Source organism: Klebsiella sp. (assembly GCF_027492335.1).
Classification (GTDB): Bacteria; Pseudomonadota; Gammaproteobacteria; order Enterobacterales; family Enterobacteriaceae; genus Klebsiella; species Klebsiella huaxiensis.
In genome coordinates, this window is the sequence record NZ_JAPUEW010000008.1 from 13,053 (window position 1) to 32,466 (window position 19,414).

A 19,414-nucleotide genomic window follows, 5' to 3' on the forward strand; every position below is an offset into this window, starting at 1 on the left:
TGCAACGCGTTAATTTTGCGTGACAGGGGCAAGGAGCGCCCCCTATATTGTGCCTTCAACACAAGATCATAAGGGCGAGTTTATGCTTCAAAGCAATGAATACTTTGACGGAAAAGTAAAATCTATTGGCTTCACCAGCAGCAGCACTGGTCGTGCAAGCGTGGGCGTGATGGCGGAAGGGGAATATACCTTTGGCACCGGGCAGCCCGAAGAGATGACCGTGGTTAGCGGCGCGCTGAACGTGCTTCTGCCGGGTGAAACCGAGTGGAAAGTGTATGCTGCCGGTGAAGTATTCAACGTTCCGGGGAATAGCGAGTTTAATTTGCAGGTGGCTGAACCAACTTCCTATCTGTGCCGCTATCTGTAAGACAAATATCCTTCCTGCTCAGGCAGGAAGGAATGAGTGAGGTTAACGCTGCGCTTCGCCGCCTAATCCTTCCACCAGATTCTGAATTAGCGCGGCCAGTTCGCCGGTCATCAGAATAAAGTCCGCGTCAAAGCGCTGAGCGAAATCTTCCCGGTCAATATCTTCATTCTGATCGCGCAACTCATCACAGAACTTCAGGCGTTTAATCGAACCATCATCGCACATCAGGAACTGAATACGCTGCTGCCAGTCGAGAGCCAGTTTGGTAACCACTTTACCGGCTTCAATGTGCACGGCAATTTCGTCGCTGACCAGATCCTGTTTCTTCGCGCGGATCACGCCACCATCTTCCAGCATTGCTTTCAGCTCGGCTTCATCCAGCAACTGGAAGCCCTGAGCCACGGTACCGGAACGAACCCACTCGGTGAGCGTCAGCTCGATCGGGTTTTCCAGCGCCAGCGGGACGACCGGCAGCGAGCCGAGGGTTTTACGCAGCAGCGCCAGCGTATCTTCCGCTTTTTTGGCGCTGGCGCAGTCCACCATGATCAACCCGTTGACGGTATCGATCCACATCATGGTCTGGCTGAAACGGCTGAAAGCGCGCGGCAGCAGAGAGTGCAGCACTTCGTCTTTCAGCGAGTCTTTCTCGGTTTTCTTTAGCTTGCGGCCCTGCTCGGCTTCAAGCTTAAAGATCTTCGCTTCCAGCGCCTGTTTGATCACCGGCGACGGCAGGATCTTTTCTTCTTTACGTGCGCAGATAACTATCTGGCCATTTGCCGTATGCGTCAGCGCATCGCTGCGCGATCCCATCGGCGAAACCCAACCAGTTTTGGCCATATCCTGGCTGCCACACGGGGTAAATGTCAGCTCGGCCAGCTGTTTTTCCATCTCCTCGGCACGCAAGGAAATGTCGCGGCTGAGACGATAAACCATTAAATTTTTGAACCACAGCATGATAATTTCCACGGCTTTGTCGTTAAATCCAGCGGGCATGATAGCGAATTGTCGCTATGCTTGCATTGTTAATCGGGGAGAGGAATTTACAGTGCGCATTGGGATTGATTTAGGTGGAACAAAAACGGAAGTCATCGCGCTGAGTGACCAGGGAGAGCAACTATTTCGCCACCGTTTGCCCACGCCGAGGGACGACTATCGGCAGACTATAGAGACGATTGCCTTGTTGGTGGAGATGGCTGAACAGGCTACGGGGCAGCGCGGCACGGTCGGTATGGGGATCCCCGGCTCGATTTCACCCTATACCGGCGTGGTCAAAAATGCCAACTCGACCTGGCTCAACGGCCAGCCGTTTGATAAAGATCTCAGTCAGCGCCTGAATCGCGAAGTGCGTCTGGCAAATGATGCCAACTGTCTGGCGGTATCGGAAGCAGTAGACGGCGCGGCGGCCGGGGCGCAAACGGTATTTGCGGTGATTATCGGTACCGGTTGCGGTTCCGGCGTGGCGCTAAATGGGCGTGCCCATATTGGTGGTAACGGTACTGCGGGCGAGTGGGGACACAATCCGCTGCCGTGGATGGATGAAGACGAACTGCGCTATCGCGCGCAAGTGCCGTGCTACTGCGGCAAGCAGGGCTGTATCGAAACCTTTATTTCCGGCACCGGCTTTGCGACCGATTATCAACGATTGAGCGGTAATCCGCTGAAAGGCCGCGAGATTATGCTGCGCGTCGATGAGCAGGATCCGCTGGCTGAACTGGCGCTGAGCCGTTATGAAATGCGGCTGGCGAAGTCGCTGGCTCACGTAGTGAATATTCTCGACCCGGATGTCATTGTGCTGGGCGGGGGGATGAGCAATATCGAGCGATTGTATCAAACGCTGCCGAATCTGCTGAAACTCTGGGTCTTCGGCGGCGAGTGTGAGACGCCGATTCGCCAGGCGATGCATGGTGATTCCAGCGGCGTGCGAGGCGCGGCCTGGCTGTGGCCGCTGTAAATAATGAGCCCGTTGCGCGGTTGGTGCTGCGCAACGGATGTTGGTTGCTTACAGATCCGGGATCTCTTCCAGAGCATAGTAAATCGTAAGCCCCAGTTTTTTCCCTTCCTGAATATCCAGGTCTGCCCCCCGGGATTGGCCCGGCATTCGCAAAATAGCGTTACAACGGCTAATCAAACGGTGCGCGACGGGATAGAGATACTCCTCGCTAATCGGATCGCCAATTTCCTTTGAACCTGCCGCTTTGGCAACAGGTAAAGCCAACCATTCGCCAACCACGGGGATATGACCTTTTTGGTAAACGCTTAGCGCAACCTGCGCCATGTTGTTCAGGTTAGCGTCGATTAATTCCGGGCGATTATTGGTGCCGCTGCGTACCGGGCCGGCGATCAAAATAAGAGAGCTTTTCATGTTTAAGACCTTATTGATGCGTGAAAGGGAGTGCTATTGAAGGTTTCATTTCCTGTGGCACTTTCCGTCAGTCAAAACTGTTAATGCACGAATTTGCACGAAATGCATGATTAACAGTCATGGTTGAGATTTTAGGTAACTTATCATGCAGTTTCGTGTAACATCAAGATTAATCGTGAATGAAATGTTTGCATGTAATGCGCCGAACGGCAAAATGCGGCCTCTCCCCGAAGGGAGGGGCCTTTTGTGAGGATATTGATGGGGGAGAACTACTCGACGGCGAAGGTTTTATCCAGGCGGCTATAACCCAGCCCGTTGATTTTTTTCACTTTAATTTGTACGGGGATACGCTCTTTCATTGCCTCGACGTGGCTTATCACGCCAATAATCTTGCCGCTGGCGTTAAGTGCATCCAGCGCATCCAGCGCGGTATCAAGGGTTTCGCTATCCAGCGTACCGAAACCCTCATCAAGAAACAGCGAGTCGATTCGCGTTTTATGGCTCACCAGGTCGGACAGCGCCAGCGCCAGAGCGAGGCTGACGAGGAAGCTCTCGCCGCCGGAAAGGGTCCGTGTGTCGCGCACCGCATCCGCCTGCCAGGTATCGACCACTTCCAGCTCCAGCGCCTCACTGGCTTTACGTTGCAACAGATAGCGACCATGCAGGCGGTTGAGTTGATGGTTGGCCAGCCATACCAGATTATCCAGCGTCAGCCCCTGGGCGAATTTACGGAATTTATCGCCCTCTTTGGAGCCGATAAGCGAGTTCAGCCACGCCCAGTCCTCCACTTCCTGAGCCGCGCGTTCCATCTGCTGGTGTAACGACTGCTGACGCTGCTGGTTTTCGCTATTCTGCTTCAGTTGCTGGCGAATTTCGCCCTGACGGGCACTGTTCTCGCGCAGTCGCGACGCCAGTTGCTGGAGTTTTTCCTGTACTTGCTCAAGCGGCTGGCTGATGTCCGTTTCTGCTGGCGGTTGCTGACTGTGGCTATCCAGCGTTTCGCGGGCACGCAGCGCCAGCGCCTGATTCTGCTGTAGCGTGCTCTCCAGCGTCTGCTTCAGCCGTTCGAGGCGCAGGCGCGTCTCTTCATCCAGCAGTGCGGCAAGGAATGCCTGCTGGTCGGCGAACGGGCTGGCGGCCAGCGCGGCGCTGAACTGTTTTTCGGTCTCCGTTAGCTGAGTTTGTTGCTGATTTTCCTGCTGCCCCAGCGTTTGCCACTGGCTCTGAAGCGCCAGGCAGTCGTCATGCACCTGACGCCAGCCTTCCAGCGGCGCGGGCTCGGCTTGTTGCTCGGTTTCCGGTAGTGCTTCCAGTAGCGGCGTCAACTGCTGGAGCTGCTCCTGAATAGCCGTGGCTTCGTTCTGTTTGTTTTGCCAGCTGCGGGTCTCTTCTTCCCGCAGCGCTAACCAGTTCGTGGCCTGGTCCGGGGCGGGTAAGCTCAGAGCAAACGCGCTCAGCTCAGCCGCCAGTGCGACGCTGCGCTGCTCTTGTTCTTGCTGAAGCTGTTGCAGCTGCTGCTGGCACTCCTGCTGCTGGGCCTGCCAGTTCAAGCGTTGTTGGTGCTGATATAGCCGCTGTTCATGCTCTTGCTGCGCATCCAGCCAGCCGGGAATATCATCCTTCGGCTTCAGGTCGATATTTAATCCGGCGATCGTCGCCTGCCATTGTGATGTGAGCGCTTGCTCCTGTTGGAGAAGGGATGTTTTCTCGGCGGTCTCTTTTTGCTGCTGTTTAAGCAGTGCATCCAGCTCGCCGCGAACCTGTGCCCCGGCCTCTGCTAGTTGTTTAACTTCGCGCTCTAGCGCATCACGACGCGCCTGGTTAACGCCGGGAACCAGCGCCTGATACTCGGCGATAGCCGGATGCTGTTCGGAACCGCAGAGCGGGCACGGTGAGCCGGGCTGGAGACGGGCGCGATCGGCCTCAAGTCCGGCAATCCGCGCCTCCATTTCACACAGGGCTTTCACATCGCTGAACTGCTGATTCTTCTCTTTATAGGCCTGTCGGCGCTGAGCCAGAGTCGCTTCCAGCTTTTCCTGTTCCTGTTTGCTGGCCTGTTCGGCGGCATTTAGCTGTAATAATCGTTGGCTGAGCGGTTGTAGCTGGCTATAGAGAGAAGAAAGCTGCTGACGCAGAGGCCGGGCCTTTGTGTGCTGCGTCAACTCGAGGGCCACTTGTTCGGCATCCAGCGTTAGCATGGCTGAGGGGAGTTCAGCCAGCCTGCGGGTCGTTTCCGTCAGGCGCTGTTGCAGGGTGGATTGCTGCTGCGCATCGCGGGCCTGCTGTTGAAACGCTGCCCGCCAGCCCGCCAGCGCATTTCCCCACTGCTGATAGCGGTCGTGCTCTTTTAGCCATGCGGATAGCGTGTGCTGTTGGCCGCGCAGGCGCTCTGACTGCTGCTGGGCGGCGAGACGAATGCCTGCCCGCAGCCGTAGCCGTTCATGTAAGCGAGTATTTACTTCTTCTCTCTGGTGGCGGGTTTGCGCCAGCGCGGTGGCTTGTTCCTGCTGGCGCGTCCAATGCGGGCGCAAGTGTTCGGCGGGCTGCGCATTGAGCAGTGCGGTCAGCTGCGGCTGCGCCTGTTCGAGCGCAGACTGCGCCTCGCGCAGCGTGGCCTGGGCCTTCAGATTTTCTGTCGTCAGCTCTTCACGACGCATCAGCCATTGACGGGCGTTTTGCAGACTGGTTTGCTCGCTAACCTGCTGTTTTTCTTCATCAGTAAGTACTTGCAAACTTTGCTGGAGCGCCTGCTGCTGCTCGTCACTCAGCAGCAGGACGCCGGAAGCCTGGGCCTGAAGTTTTTCCAGCTCGATGCGGGCAAGCTTATGCTTTTCAAAGACCTGGGCTGAAATCTGACCGTAAATTTCGGTACCGGTTAGCTCTTCCAGCAGCTCGGCGCGCTCTTTGGGTTTGGCGTTGAGGAAGGCGGCGAACTGCCCCTGCGACAGCAGCATTGAGCGGGTGAAGCGACCATAATCCAGCCCGGTGAGGGTGGCGGTCATTTCCAGCTTATCTTTGACCTTATCGGCGAGGATTTTGCCGTCGTCGCAGCGCGCCAGCTCGACGCGCGGGGCCTGTAGATTACCATCCGGCTGGTTTCTTGCCCGGTTCTGGCTCCAGAAGGCGCGGTAGGCGATGTCTTTGACCTCGAACTCCACTTCTGCCAGACATTCGGCGGTGTCGCGGGTCATCAGATCGTTCTGCGACTGCGATACGCTGCTCAGACGCGGGGTTTCGTGATACAGCGCGAGACAGATGGCGTCGAGCAGGGTGGTTTTTCCGGCACCGGTCGGCCCGGTAATGGCGAACAGCCCGTTGCTGGCGAACGGCTCGGCGGTGAAATCGATTTTCCACTCGCCTTTGAGCGAGTTGAGGTTTTTCAGACGTAAGCTCAGGATTTTCACAGGCGATCCTCACCGTTCAGACTGTGCAGCGTTTCATTAAACAGTTGTTCCAGACGCTGCTGCTGCGCCTCTTCCAGGGTTTCCAGCGCCAGACGACGGGCGAATACGTCCTCGACCTGCAGTTCGCTGAGCGTTTCCCGCCGTTCTCCCGCCAGTATGCGCTCGCGCTGGGCACGGCTGCGGCGTACCAGCAGCACTTCTACCGGTAGAGTTTCGGTCTGTGCCTGGATTTTGCGTTGAATATCATGTAAATACTCGTCGCTGGTGATTTCAATATCCAGCCAGACGGCGGGTTGCTGGCTATTATCTTGCCACTGATTCAACTGCTCGCTGATGCTGGCGAAATCGCCCTTTAATACTGCCAGCGGCTGGGTAATGGGGACGATGAGCGGCGTGACGTCCGTCAGACGACCATTGCTAAAGGTCACCAGGTTGACGCTTTTGTTTTTCCCGGTTTCGTCAAAGCTCAGCGGGATGGGCGATCCGCTGTAGCGAATATGCTCGCAGCCACCCACCACTTGCGCCCGGTGAATATGGCCAAGCGCGATGTAATCGGCAGGGGGAAAGTGGCTTGCCGGAAAGGCATCGAGGGTGCCGATATAGATTTCGCGAACCGCGTCGCTTTTGCTGGCGCCGACGGTGGTCAAATGACCGCTGGCGATAATCGGCAGCGGCTGGTCGCCACGCAGTTCGCAGGCCTGCTGGTACTGCTGCTGATAGTAGTCGCTGATGGCGCTGAGAAGCTGCTGTTGCTTTTCGCCGCTGGAGTGACCGGCCTGGCTGGTGACCAGCTCGCGCGGGCGCAGGAACGGCACAGGGCAAAAAATCGCCCCCGCTGAACCATCACGCAAGGGCAGAATAAAAGGGGCGTGACCGGCATTGGCGACTACCGTGGTTTTCAGGAAGGCGAGAATATCCCGCGATTCATTGAGGGTCGCCACCGAATCGTGGTTTCCCGCCAGTACTACCAGTTGGCAGTCGGTCTGCTGTAGCTGAACGACAAAGCGGTTATACAGCTCACGCGCGTAGCTCGGCGGGGAGCCGGTATCAAAAATATCGCCCGCGACAATAATGGCATCAACCTCATGCTCCTGGGCGCTGGTCAGCAGCCAGTCGAGAAACGCCTGATGCTCAGCGGCGCGGCTTTTGCTGTAAAAATTTTGCCCAAGGTGCCAGTCAGAAGTGTGAAGGATGCGCATAGTGGTCCCGTAGCGAAAAAAGCGTAAGCGGCATTATATACCCTAAATAATTCGAGTTGCAGGACAAGGCACGCCTTGAATAGCGCTTGCGCTGGCCCCGTAGGGGCGAGGCCCATGGATGGGCCGAGTAATCCGTAGCCAACGCACAAGCAACTTGAAGTATGACGGATATAACACTGCACTCCGGTGAGTTAAGTCCGTGTCACAATTCAAAATCCCTTGTTCATCTGCCCGTCATTTTTTTCATAAATCTGTCATAAATCTGACGCATAATGGCCGCGCACTTCTATACTGATGGCTAAAAAATACAGGGTAAATAATGGCGAGAAGAATTCTGGTCGTTGAAGATGAAGCTCCAATCCGCGAAATGGTCTGCTTTGTTCTGGAGCAAAACGGCTTTCAGCCCGTCGAGGCGGAAGATTTTGACAGCGCGGTTAATCAACTCAATGAACCCTGGCCTGATTTGATTCTCCTTGACTGGATGCTGCCGGGTGGGTCGGGTCTGCAGTTTATTAAACAGCTCAAGCGTGAAGCGATGACCCGCGATATCCCTGTGGTGATGCTGACCGCGCGCGGCGAAGAGGAAGATCGCGTCCGCGGCCTGGAAACCGGCGCGGATGACTACATCACCAAGCCATTCTCTCCGAAAGAGTTGGTGGCGCGAATTAAAGCCGTGATGCGGCGCATTTCGCCGATGGCAGTGGAAGAGGTGATTGAAATGCAGGGGTTGAGTCTCGATCCATCCTCTCACCGCGTCATGACCGGTGAAAACCCGCTGGATATGGGGCCGACGGAGTTTAAATTATTACACTTCTTCATGACGCACCCGGAGCGTGTCTATAGTCGCGAACAGCTGCTCAATCATGTCTGGGGAACTAACGTTTATGTCGAAGACAGAACGGTAGACGTGCATATTCGCCGCCTGCGTAAAGCGCTGGAACATAGCGGCCATGACCGGATGGTACAAACGGTTCGCGGTACGGGATATCGTTTCTCCGCCCGATTCTGAATGTTGACAGGAGTGTGAACCGTGCTGGAACGGCTGTCATGGAAAAGGCTGGCGCTTGAGCTTTTCTTATGTTGTATCCCGGCCCTGATCCTTGGGGTGATTTTTGGTCACCTGCCGTGGTTTTTGCTGGCGGCGGTGACGGGTTTGCTTATCTGGCATTTCTGGAATCTTATGCGTCTGTCGTGGTGGCTGTGGGTTGACCGCAGCATGACACCACCGCCGGGCAGCGGCAGTTGGGAACCGCTTCTGTACGGCTTGCATCAGATGCAGATGCGTAATAAAAAGCGCCGCCGCGAGCTGGGTAGTCTTATAAAGCGTTTTCGCAGCGGTGCAGAATCATTGCCCGATGCGGTGGTGTTGACGACCGAAGAAGGCGTCATGTTCTGGTGTAACGGCCTGGCCCAGCAGACGCTTAATCTGCGCTGGCCGGACGATAACGGTCAGAATATCCTTAACCTGCTGCGCTACCCGGAATTTGCCAACTACCTGAAATATCGTGATTTCTCGAAGCCGTTGAATCTGGTGTTGAATAACGCCAGGCATCTGGAAATTCGCGTGATGCCTTACAGCGACAAACAGCTACTGATGGTGGCGCGCGATGTCACGCAGATGCACCAGCTTGAAGGGGCGCGGCGTAACTTCTTTGCCAACGTCAGTCATGAACTGCGAACTCCACTGACGGTGCTGCAGGGTTACCTGGAGATGATGCAGGAGGCAGTGCTGGAAGGCGCGACGCGCGAAAAAGCGTTGCACACCATGCGCGAACAAACTCAGCGTATGGAAGGTCTCGTTAAGCAGTTGCTGACGCTTTCACGAATTGAAGCCGCGCCGGTACTGGTGATGAACGATAAAATTGATGTTCCGATGATGCTACGGGTCGTCGAGCGCGAAGCGCAAACGCTGAGTCAGCAGAAGCATGTTCTGCATTTTTCGGTTGATGAGTCGCTGAAAGTGTTGGGGAATGAAGAACAACTGCGTAGCGCGATTTCCAACCTGGTGTATAACGCGGTCAATCATACCCCGGCGGGAACGGAAATTACCGTGATCTGGCAGCGTGCGCCGCACGGCGCGCTGTTTAGCGTCGAGGATAACGGGCCGGGAATTTCTCCGGAGCATATTCCGCGTCTGACCGAACGTTTCTACCGCGTTGATAAGGCACGATCTCGGCAAACCGGTGGCAGCGGTTTGGGGCTGGCGATTGTTAAACACGCCGTGAGCCATCACGACAGCCGTCTTGAAATTGAAAGCACGCTGGGCAAAGGGACGCGTTTTAGCTTCCTGTTACCGGAACGTTTGATTGCCAAAAATTGAACCCGATGGCCAGGGTGTCAGCATTACTTGCCAATGACCAGCTTCGGCTGGTCATTTTCGTTTGCAGCGAAATCGAAGCTGCGTAATTAACGAACGTTCGCTGCTTTTTTGTTCGCATGATAAGCCACATGTTTTCCATCAGTCAGGTCAATCATTCTGGCTATGAAAATAGAGTTAGCATAATCATCTGCTTTTACGATCCCTCCTTGCTTTAAAACGTTATAAGCGTTTAAATTGCCCCCCTACGGTCGCAGACAGACTGTTTTTGCGTGGTAATTCAAAAAACAATTCTTTTCCACGCCGCTTTGGGAGCATATCCCGCTGAGTTTACTGACAATGGCCGCTGTATCATCCCCTAAGGGAAGGCGCGGTATTTAACCGTTTGTACAACACCACATCCACAGGCAGTAATGAATTTATGACCCATCAGTTAAAATCTCGCGACATCATTGCGTTGGGCTTTATGACCTTCGCGCTGTTCGTCGGCGCAGGCAATATTATCTTTCCTCCGATGGTTGGTTTACAGGCTGGCGAACACGTCTGGACCGCTGCCATTGGCTTTCTGATTACCGCAGTGGGTTTGCCGGTGCTAACGGTCGTGGCGCTGGCGAAAGTCGGCGGCGGCGTCGAGAGCCTGAGCACACCGATTGGTAAAGTCGCCGGTATTCTGCTGGCCGTGGTCTGCTATCTGGCCGTTGGGCCGCTGTTCGCTACTCCGCGTACCGCCACCGTCTCCTTTGAAGTGGGGATTGCTCCGCTGACCGGCGATGGTCCGCTGCCGTTGCTGATTTACAGCGTTATCTATTTTGCGCTGGTGATCCTCGTTTCGCTCTATCCGGGCAAGCTGCTGGACACCGTGGGGAATTTCCTTGCACCGCTGAAAATCATTGCGCTGATTATTCTTTCCGTTGCGGCAATCGTCTGGCCTGCCGGCCCGCTGAGTCACGCGATGGAAGCCTATAGCACTGCACCATTTTCTAACGGCTTCGTTAACGGTTACCTGACCATGGATACCCTCGGGGCGATGGTCTTTGGTATCGTGATTGTTAACGCCGCGCGTTCCCGTGGCGTGACAGAAGCCCGTCTGCTGACCCGCTACACCGTCTGGGCTGGCCTGATGGCTGGCGTTGGCCTGACCCTGCTGTATCTGGCGCTGTTCCGCTTAGGCTCAGACAGCGGTACGCTGGTTGAACAATCCGCTAACGGCGCGGCGATTCTGCATGCTTACGTACAGCACACCTTCGGCGGCGCGGGGAGCTTCCTGCTGGCGGCGCTGATCTTTATCGCCTGTCTGGTTACGGCGGTGGGCCTGACCTGCGCCTGTGCGGAGTTCTTTGCTCAGTACCTGCCGTTCTCTTATCGCACGCTGGTGTTTATCCTCGGCCTGTTCTCAATGGCGGTCTCTAACCTCGGTTTGAGCCACCTGATTCAGATCTCGATTCCGGTGCTGACGGCTATCTATCCGCCGTGTATCGCACTGGTTGTATTAAGCTTTACCCGCGGTTGGTGGCATAATTCGTCCCGCGTTATTGCCCCGGCAATGTTTATCAGCCTGATGTTTGGTATCATTGATGGCATTAAAGCGTCGGCGTTTGCAGAGATTATGCCGTCCTGGACCGCGCGTCTGCCACTGGCAGAGCAGGGTCTGGCCTGGCTGATGCCAACCGCCGTGATGGTGATTCTTGCTGTTATCTGGGATCGTGCAGCAGGACGTCAGGTGACATCCAGCGCACATTAACCGACGCTTTACGCAGGCGTTTAACCACGGGACTTTAGGTCCCGTGGTTTTTTGTTTTTTTGGTCATGCTCCTTTGAATTTTGCCCCCGCGAAGGCCAGAGGAGAAAAACGGCATGGAACACGATGGAAAGTAGTAACAAGCTTAAGCGCGGGCTAAGTACCCGGCATATTCGCTTTATGGCGCTGGGGTCGGCAATTGGTACCGGTCTTTTCTATGGTTCGGCTGACGCGATTAAAATGGCGGGCCCGAGCGTTCTGCTGGCTTATATTATCGGCGGCGTTGCGGCATATATTATTATGCGCGCGCTGGGCGAGATGTCGGTGCATAACCCGGCCGCCAGCTCGTTTTCACGCTATGCGCAAGATTACCTTGGCCCGCTGGCAGGCTATATCACCGGCTGGACCTACTGTTTTGAAATCCTGATTGTCGCTATCGCCGACGTGACGGCCTTCGGTATCTATATGGGCGTCTGGTTCCCGGCGGTGCCGCACTGGATTTGGGTACTCAGCGTGGTGTTGATTATCTGTGCCGTTAATCTGATGAGCGTGAAGGTTTTCGGCGAGTTGGAGTTTTGGTTCTCCTTCTTCAAAGTCGCCACCATTATCATCATGATTCTGGCTGGTTTCGGTATCATTATCTGGGGCATCGGCAACGGTGGTCAGCCAACTGGCATCCACAACCTGTGGAGCCACGGCGGCTTCTTCAGCAATGGCTGGCTGGGGATGGTGATGTCGTTGCAGATGGTGATGTTCGCCTACGGCGGGATTGAAATCATCGGTATTACCGCCGGTGAAGCGAAAGACCCGGAGAAATCCATTCCGCGCGCCATTAACTCAGTACCGATGCGTATTCTGGTGTTTTACGTGGGTACGCTGTTTGTGATTATGTCTATCTATCCGTGGAACCAGGTCGGGACCAACGGTAGCCCATTTGTTTTAACCTTCCAGCATCTCGGCATTACCTTTGCCGCCAGCATCCTCAACTTTGTGGTGCTGACTGCCTCGCTGTCGGCGATTAACTCTGACGTCTTTGGCGTGGGGCGCATGTTGCACGGTATGGCTGAGCAGGGCAGCGCGCCGAAAATGTTCGCCAAAACGTCGCGCCGTGGGGTGCCGTGGGTGACGGTAATGGTGATGACCATTGCGCTGCTGTTTGCGGTCTATCTTAACTACATCATGCCGGAGAACGTCTTCCTGGTGATCGCCTCGCTGGCCACCTTCGCCACGGTGTGGGTGTGGATTATGATCCTGCTGTCGCAGATTGCCTTCCGCCGCCGTCTGCCGCCAGAAGAGGCGAAAGCGCTGAAGTTTAAGGTGCCTGGCGGGGTAACGACGACGGTTATTGGGCTGATATTCCTGGTCTTTATTATTGGTCTGATTGGCTACCATCCGGATACCCGCATCTCGCTGTACGTCGGCTTTGCGTGGATTATTCTGCTGCTGGTGGGCTGGCAGTTTAAAACCCGTCGCGAGCGTAAATTGGCTAAAGCGTAGCTATTTTGTTCTCTTATTGCCGGATATGCTCAGGCTATCCGGCAAGCGATCCCTCCACCCCCGCTATCCTCCCCCAATAATTCTGCCGATGATGAGTCATACGTCTGTACGCTGTGGCAAGGTGTGCCCATTCTGCAAAGAGAGGAATAACGATGTTGAAGGCATGGCACCTCCCGGTTGCTCCGTTTATTAAGGAACAGCAGGAACGACTGTTTATTACGTTATGGCTAAGCGGCGACGATCTGCCGCAGCGGGTGACGCTGCGGGCAGAAGAAGATAATGAAGAACTGTCGCTGCCGATGCACCGTCTGCGGCAGGAGCCGCATTCGGGCGTGGTGGCGTGGCGCGGGGAAATCAACCTGGCCAACGGACAGCCGCGTCGCCGCTACAGCTTCAAGCTACTGTGGGCCGACCGTCAGCGGTGGTTCACGCCACAGGGTTTTAACCGATTCCCACCGGCGAGGCTGGAGCAGTTTGCCGTCGATGTTCCGGATAGCGGACCGCAGTGGGTAGCCGATCAGGTGTTTTACCAAATTTTCCCTGACCGTTTTGCCCGCAGCCAGTCACGCCAGACTGAACAGGACAAGGTTTACTATCATCATGCCGCCGGTCACGACATCGTGCGTAAAGAGTGGGATGAACCGCTCACCGGCGAGGCGGGTGGCTCCACCTTTTACGGTGGCGATCTTGATGGTATTAGCGAAAAGCTACCGTACCTGAAGCAGCTTGGCGTAACGGCGCTGTATTTGAACCCGGTCTTTGTCGCCCCCAGCGTACATAAATATGATACCGAAGATTACCGGCGCGTTGACCCGCAGTTTGGCGGTGATGCGGCGCTGCTGCGCTTGCGCCACAACACGCAAAAAGAGGGGATGCGTCTGATCCTTGATGGCGTGTTCAACCACAGCGGTGACTCGCACGCCTGGTTCGATCGCCATCAGCGCGGCAGCGGTGGTGCCTGCCATAATGCCGATTCGCCGTGGCGCGACTGGTATAACTTCTCCCCGGAGGGCGTTGCCCACGATTGGTTGGGATACGCCAGCTTGCCGAAGCTGGATTATCGGTCAGAGACCCTGGTCAATGAAATCTACGGCGGGGAAGATAGTGTGGTGCGCCATTGGCTGAAAGCGCCGTGGAGTATGGACGGCTGGCGGCTCGACGTAGTGCATATGCTGGGCGAAGGCGGCGGGGCGCGTAATAACCTGCGCCATATTGCCGGCATCACCCATGCGGCGAAGCAAGAGCAGCCGGAAGCCTTTGTGTTTGGTGAGCATTTCGGCGATGCGCGCCAGTGGCTACAGGCCGACGTTGAAGATTCGGCGATGAACTACAGAGGTTTTACCTTCCCGTTGTGGGGTTTCCTTGCCAATACCGATATTTCCTACGATCCACAGAAAATCGATGCTCAGACCTGCATGGCGTGGATGGATAACTATCGCGCCGGGCTATCGCATCAGCAGCAGTTGCGGATGTTCAATCAGCTCGATAGTCACGATACCGCCCGCTTTAAGTCTCTACTGGGTAAGGATGTAGCACGTTTGCCGCTGGCGGTGGTATGGCTGTTTAGCTGGCCGGGCGTCCCCTGCATTTACTATGGGGATGAAGTGGGCGTGGATGGTAATAACGATCCGTTCTGCCGTAAGCCTTTCCCGTGGGATCCGGCATTGCAGGATGGCGATCTGCTCGGTTTGTACAAGCGTATGAGCAAGTTGCGTAAGGCTAATCAGGCGCTGCGCTACGGCGGCTGCCAGGTGATCTATGCCGAAGACAACGTGGTGGTGTTTGTGCGCGTCTATAAGCAACAGCGTGTGCTGGTGGCGATTAACCGCGGCGAAGCCTGCGAGGTCGTGGTTGAGGATTCACCGCTGCTTGACGTTAACGACTGGCAGTTGAAAGAAGGAGCAGGTGCGCTGCACGACGGTGTGCTGACGCTACCCGCTATCTCCGCCAACGTGTGGTTTAGCCGTTAGTCATAGAGCTGGTTCAGATGCTCACTCTGGAGAATGGCCTCGCGCCACCAGCGCTGAGCCAGCCCATCATTACCGCTACGCCAGGCTATATAGGTGATATCTTTCTCGCGGCAAGAGATAACGGCCTTTTCTACCAGCTCGCCGCGTTCCAGCCACGGGCGGGCAATATGGCGCGGTAAAAAGCCGCAGCCCAGCCCGGCGCGCAACAGTTCAACTTTACTGGCGAAATCATCAACGCGAATTTGCGGCTGCTCGTCGAGCAGGTTGCTGTTGAGTGGGTGACAGTAGCGAGCGCTATCGCTGATGACCACCGCGCGATGCAGGCTTAGCTGCTTGTTGGTGAGCGGTTGGGTGGTTTCCGCCAGGGGATGCCCCGGCGCAACGACGAAAATATTGTCCATTGTGCCGAGCATTTTCCACGACCATTCGGCAGACGTTGGCGGTTCATTAATCGCTCCGAGAATAATATCCGCGCCGTTATGGGTGAGTTCCTCCCATGAGCCCGCGAGGGTATGGTGGGTAAAATTAAGCCGTGTTTGCGGGTGCTGGGCGTAGAACGCGCTGATCAGCGGCAACAGTGTGCTAAACGGGAAGGAGTCATCCAGCGCGATAGCCAGATCCCGCTCCCAGCCGGCGCTGAGCTGAACCGCCTGCTTTTCCAGATCTTTGGCAGCATTAAGCAACAATCGCCCCTTTTCCAGCATCATTCTGCCGGTATCGGTAAATTTAGCCCGGTGTCCGGAGCGATCCAGCAAGGTGATGTTCAGATCGTTTTCCAGTTTTTGAATCATATAGCTCAGCGCGGCGGGTGTTTTAAATAACGATTCGGCGGCGGTGGCAAAAGAGCCATGCTTGTCCAGCGCGTCGAGAATCAACAGGACATCAAGGTTTAAGCGCATGAGTTAACTTCCGGTAAAAAATCGTGCCTATTTTTTACCGAAGAGCGATGTTCAATACCAGTGAATAATTTAGAACAGTTAACCGTAAAATTTTGATAAACATAATTTCATTAATATTGTGATAGTTAATTGATTGGTCATAAATTTTTGCTTTGGAAATAAATTAGAAAAAAATCTTTAATAACTCGTTAGAAATTACTGACTATACTCACCATGCTTTATCAGTCAGGATCCAGACAGCACAGCGGTAACGGTAGTATCTTTTTAACTCATTGATTAACAGGATATATTATGTCTATTCGTGAACTGATCGATCCCTCTAACTCTGCTCTTATTTTTATTGATCACCAGCCGCAAATGTCTTTTGGCGTGGCTAATATTGATCGCCAGACCCTGAAAAATAATACGGTGGCTTTAGCCAAGGCTGGGAAAATTTTTAATGTTCCGGTGATTTATACTTCAGTAGAAACTAAAAGCTTCAGCGGCTATATCTGGCCGGAATTGCTGGCTGTGCATCCAGATGTGAAGCCCATTGAACGCACGTCGATGAACTCCTGGGAAGATGCGGCTTTTGTGGCGGCGGTAAAAGCGACCGGGCGTAAAAAATTGATTATCTCTGCTTTGTGGACCGAAGTGTGCCTGACCTTCCCGGCCCTGATGGCGCTGGATGAAGGGTATGAAGTTTATGTGGTGACCGATACCTCCGGCGGTACTTCGGTTGATGCTCACGAGCGTTCCATTGACCGTATGGTACAGGCCGGTGCGGTACCGGTGACCTGGCAACAGGTGCTGCTGGAGTATCAGCGCGACTGGTCACGTAAAGAGACTTATGACGCGGTGATGGACCTGGTGCGCGAGCACAGCGGCGCTTACGGAATGGGCGTGGATTACGCGTATACCATGGTGCATGGCGCGCCGGAGCGTCAAGCCTAAATACACTTCATCCTTCAAGCTGCCTCTTTGTTGGCTTCGTTTGCCCGCCCCGGTCACTGGCTTATGTCAGCTCCCGGGGACGTACAACCTTGCCGCCTCGATGCAGCATGAATGATTTTGTGTATTGTCATTTATGGCTGATGGCGGGGTAAATCCCGTCATTACCCTGAAGCAAGGAACTCTTAATGGCGCAGCAGAAATCGGTGACCCTGGTTATCAGTCATGTACTCGACCCCGAACATGGCCAACGTTATGAAGAGTGGCTGGGTAAAATTATGCCGATTGCGGCGGAGTTTCCCGGACATCTTGGCGCCAACGTGATTCGCCCGGCCGCCGGGCAGAATTTATGGAGCGTTATCATTCGCTTTGACACCATTGAGCATCTTTACGCGTGGACGCAGTCAGAAACGCGTCGCGAGCTGGTGGCGGAAATCGCACCGCTGCTGAGTGAAGGCGACCGGACCGAAGTACGTACCGAAGCGGCTTTCTGGTTTACTCCGCCTGCGGCGAACGTCCGCCAGCCGCTGCGCTGGAAGCAATTTTTAATCACCCTGCTGGTGATTTTCCCCAGCACGAACCTGGTCCCCTGGGTGACCGGGATGCTATTGCCCTCGCTGAAGGGAAGTCTGTTGCTGCATCTGATCAATGATGCCTGTGTGGTCGCGCTGGTGGTCTGGTTCTGGATGCCCATCGTGACCCGTCTGTTTGCTGGCTGGTTAAAGAAAAGCTGAGCCAGCCTCCTGAAGGAGAGCGTTATGTCGCAAACTGCCACACTGATCCTGACCCATGGTCGGGTTCATACTCTCGATCGTCAAAATCCGCTCGCTGATGCACTGGCGATCGCCAATGGTAAAATTCTCGCCGCCGGTAGTCACGATCGGATCATGAGCTTTGCTGCCGAAGGGACGCAAATTATCGATCTCAAAGGCCATACGGTGATCCCCGGTCTCAACGATTCTCACCTGCACTTGATCCGCGGCGGTCTGAACTACAATCTTGAACTGCGCTGGGAAGGCGTGCCTTCGCTGGCGGACGCGCTGCGGATGCTTAAAGATCAGGCCGACCGTACGCCGTCTCCGCAGTGGGTACGGGTGGTGGGGGGCTGGAGCGAATTCCAGTTTGCCGAACGGCGGATGCCAACCCTCGAAGAGCTGAACGACGCGGCGCCGGATACCCCGGTATTCGTTCTGCATCTCTACGATCGCGCGCTGCTTAATCGCGCAGCATTAAAGGCGGTGGGCTACACCAAAGAGACTGCGGATCCGGCGGGCGGTGAGATTGTTCGCGATGGCAACGGTAATCCGACCGGGATGCTGATCGCCAAACCCAATGCGATGATCCTCTATTCGACGCTGGCGAAAGGGCCGAAGCTGCCGCTGGAGCTGCAGATCAACTCAACGCGTCAGTTTATGCGTGAACTGAATCGCCTGGGGCTGACCAGCGCTATCGATGCCGGAGGCGGTTTTCAGAACTACCCGGAAGATTATGAAATTATTGAGCAGTTACACGCCAAAGAGCAGATGACCGTGCGTATCGCCTATAACCTGTTTACCCAGCGGCCAAAGCAGGAGCTGGAAGACTTTGAGCGCTGGACCGATATGCTCAAACCGGGGCAGGGGACTGATTTTTACCGCGCTAACGGTGCTGGGGAGATGCTGGTCTTTTCGGCGGCGGATTTTGAAGACTTCCTCCAGCCGCGCCCGGATCTGCCGCAAGGAATGGAAGATGAGCTGGAGCGGGTGGTGCGCCATCTTGTCGAACACCGCTGGCCGTTCCGCCTGCACGCGACCTATGATGAATCTATCAGCCGGATGCTCGACGTCTTCGAGAAGGTCAACCGCGATATTCCGTTCAACGGCCTGCACTGGTTCTTTGATCACGCGGAAACCATTACCGAGCGCAATATCGAACGCGTGAAAGCGCTGGGGGGCGGTATTGCGGTGCAGCACCGGATGGCTTTCCAGGGCGAATATTTTGTCGACCGCTACGGCAAAGATGCGGTCAAACATACGCCGCCGGTGGCGAAAATGCTCGAACTAGACGTTCCGGTAGGGCTGGGCACCGATGCTACCCGCGTGGCGAGCTACAACCCGTGGACCGCGCTTTACTGGCTGGTTTCCGGGCGTACGGTTGGCGGGATGGCGATGTACGACGAAAGCAACCGCCTGCCGCGCGACGTGGCGCTGGAATTGTGGACCGCGGGCAGCGCGTGGTTCTCCAGCGAACAGGGTAAGAAAGGGCGAATTGAACAGGGCCAGCTTGCTGACCTGGTGGTGCTGTCCAAAGACTACTTTAGCGTGGCGGAAGAGGAAATTAAGGGGATCGAGTCGGTGTTGACGGTCGTTGACGGCAAAGTCGTTTACGCCGCCGGGCACTTCTCGCCGCTGGCTCCACCGTCAATCCCCGTGCTGCCCGAGTGGTCGCCGGTAGTGAAGGTGCCGGGACATTACCGTTCAGCGCCGCCGACGGCGGCGAAAATTGGCGCGATAGTCCAGATGCACCAGTGCTGCGGTAGCTGTGGGGTCCACGGACATCAGCATGATATAGCGCGCAAATCATCGATTCCGGTGGCCGATGAGCAGGCCTTCTGGGGCGTGCTGGGCTGCTCCTGCTTTGCGTTTTAAAGCATAAAACGTTTACCTTGTGGGGGCATGGACGCTCTCATTTGCGTTTTTCATCTAACTCGGATAGCGCTGATAAGGCCACTTGTGTCATTCTGCTCCCTCTT

General features: G+C 55.4%; 15 protein-coding genes. 10 read left to right on the forward strand and 5 right to left on the reverse strand.

The window, feature by feature from the left end:
* Positions 1-82 precede the first annotated feature (82 nt).
* Positions 83-367 carry a pyrimidine/purine nucleoside phosphorylase gene (gene ppnP / locus QVF11_RS02095; protein ID WP_112214097.1) on the forward strand — a complete coding sequence of 95 codons (285 nt, stop codon included), beginning with the start codon at positions 83-85 and terminating at the stop codon, positions 365-367.
* Positions 368-409: 42 nt separating this feature from the next.
* Here the strand turns inward: ppnP and rdgC are convergent, their stop codons facing one another.
* A complete protein-coding gene (rdgC, locus tag QVF11_RS02100; protein WP_287855111.1) occupies positions 410-1,321 on the reverse strand; it encodes a recombination-associated protein RdgC in 912 nt (303 codons plus the stop codon).
* Between the two features lie 91 nt (positions 1,322-1,412).
* Here rdgC and mak point away from each other — a divergent pair, with 91 nt between their 5' ends.
* On the forward strand, positions 1,413-2,318 hold the full coding sequence (mak, locus tag QVF11_RS02105; RefSeq protein ID WP_185930763.1) for a fructokinase: 906 nt from the start codon (positions 1,413-1,415) through the stop codon (positions 2,316-2,318).
* Between the two features lie 48 nt (positions 2,319-2,366).
* Here the strand turns inward: mak and QVF11_RS02110 are convergent, their stop codons facing one another.
* From QVF11_RS02110 to sbcD, 3 genes are all read right to left on the reverse strand, one after another.
* On the reverse strand, positions 2,367-2,729 hold the full coding sequence (locus QVF11_RS02110; protein WP_112214099.1) for an NUDIX hydrolase: 363 nt from the start codon (positions 2,727-2,729) through the stop codon (positions 2,367-2,369).
* A gap of 269 nt (positions 2,730-2,998) precedes the next feature.
* Positions 2,999-6,133 (reverse strand): exonuclease subunit SbcC, encoded by a 3,135-nt coding sequence (sbcC, locus tag QVF11_RS02115; RefSeq protein WP_287855112.1) that lies wholly within the window; start codon positions 6,131-6,133, stop codon positions 2,999-3,001.
* Positions 6,130-7,332: an exonuclease subunit SbcD gene (sbcD, locus tag QVF11_RS02120; RefSeq protein WP_287855113.1), complete on the reverse strand. Its 1,203-nt coding sequence runs from the start codon at positions 7,330-7,332 to the stop codon at positions 6,130-6,132. The genes sbcC and sbcD overlap by 4 nt, the downstream gene beginning before the upstream one ends.
* A gap of 319 nt (positions 7,333-7,651) precedes the next feature.
* Between sbcD and phoB the strand changes: the two genes are divergently transcribed.
* The 5 genes from phoB to malZ all read left to right on the forward strand — a co-directional run bounded on the left by phoB (position 7,652) and on the right by malZ (position 14,854).
* Positions 7,652-8,341 (forward strand): phosphate response regulator transcription factor PhoB, encoded by a 690-nt coding sequence (gene phoB, locus QVF11_RS02125; protein WP_004099401.1) that lies wholly within the window; start codon positions 7,652-7,654, stop codon positions 8,339-8,341.
* Positions 8,342-8,362: 21 nt separating this feature from the next.
* Positions 8,363-9,652 (forward strand): phosphate regulon sensor histidine kinase PhoR, encoded by a 1,290-nt coding sequence (phoR, locus tag QVF11_RS02130; protein ID WP_142512214.1) that lies wholly within the window; start codon positions 8,363-8,365, stop codon positions 9,650-9,652.
* 418 nt (positions 9,653-10,070) lie between these two features.
* Positions 10,071-11,390, forward strand: a complete 1,320-nt coding sequence (gene brnQ, locus QVF11_RS02135; RefSeq protein ID WP_287855114.1) for a branched-chain amino acid transporter carrier protein BrnQ — start codon at positions 10,071-10,073, stop codon at positions 11,388-11,390.
* A 123-nt stretch (positions 11,391-11,513) separates the two neighbouring features.
* Positions 11,514-12,884: a proline-specific permease ProY gene (proY, locus tag QVF11_RS02140; protein WP_142512213.1), complete on the forward strand. Its 1,371-nt coding sequence runs from the start codon at positions 11,514-11,516 to the stop codon at positions 12,882-12,884.
* 152 nt (positions 12,885-13,036) lie between these two features.
* Positions 13,037-14,854 (forward strand): maltodextrin glucosidase, encoded by a 1,818-nt coding sequence (gene malZ / locus QVF11_RS02145; protein WP_287855115.1) that lies wholly within the window; start codon positions 13,037-13,039, stop codon positions 14,852-14,854.
* Here malZ and QVF11_RS02150 read toward each other — a convergent pair.
* Positions 14,851-15,753 carry a LysR family transcriptional regulator gene (locus QVF11_RS02150; protein WP_287855116.1) on the reverse strand — a complete coding sequence of 301 codons (903 nt, stop codon included), beginning with the start codon at positions 15,751-15,753 and terminating at the stop codon, positions 14,851-14,853. The genes malZ and QVF11_RS02150 overlap by 4 nt on opposite strands.
* Positions 15,754-16,044: 291 nt before the next feature.
* Here QVF11_RS02150 and QVF11_RS02155 point away from each other — a divergent pair, with 291 nt between their 5' ends.
* The 3 genes from QVF11_RS02155 (at position 16,045) to QVF11_RS02165 (ending at position 19,310) form a co-directional block, all read left to right on the forward strand.
* The gene (locus tag QVF11_RS02155) at positions 16,045-16,686 is read left to right on the forward strand and encodes a hydrolase (protein ID WP_112214107.1); all 642 of its coding nucleotides are present in this window, start codon (positions 16,045-16,047) and stop codon (positions 16,684-16,686) included.
* A 185-nt stretch (positions 16,687-16,871) separates the two neighbouring features.
* Positions 16,872-17,417 (forward strand): antibiotic biosynthesis monooxygenase, encoded by a 546-nt coding sequence (locus tag QVF11_RS02160; protein ID WP_287855117.1) that lies wholly within the window; start codon positions 16,872-16,874, stop codon positions 17,415-17,417.
* Positions 17,418-17,441: 24 nt separating this feature from the next.
* Positions 17,442-19,310 (forward strand): amidohydrolase, encoded by a 1,869-nt coding sequence (locus QVF11_RS02165; protein ID WP_287855118.1) that lies wholly within the window; start codon positions 17,442-17,444, stop codon positions 19,308-19,310.
* The last annotated feature ends 104 nt before the right edge of the window (positions 19,311-19,414 follow it).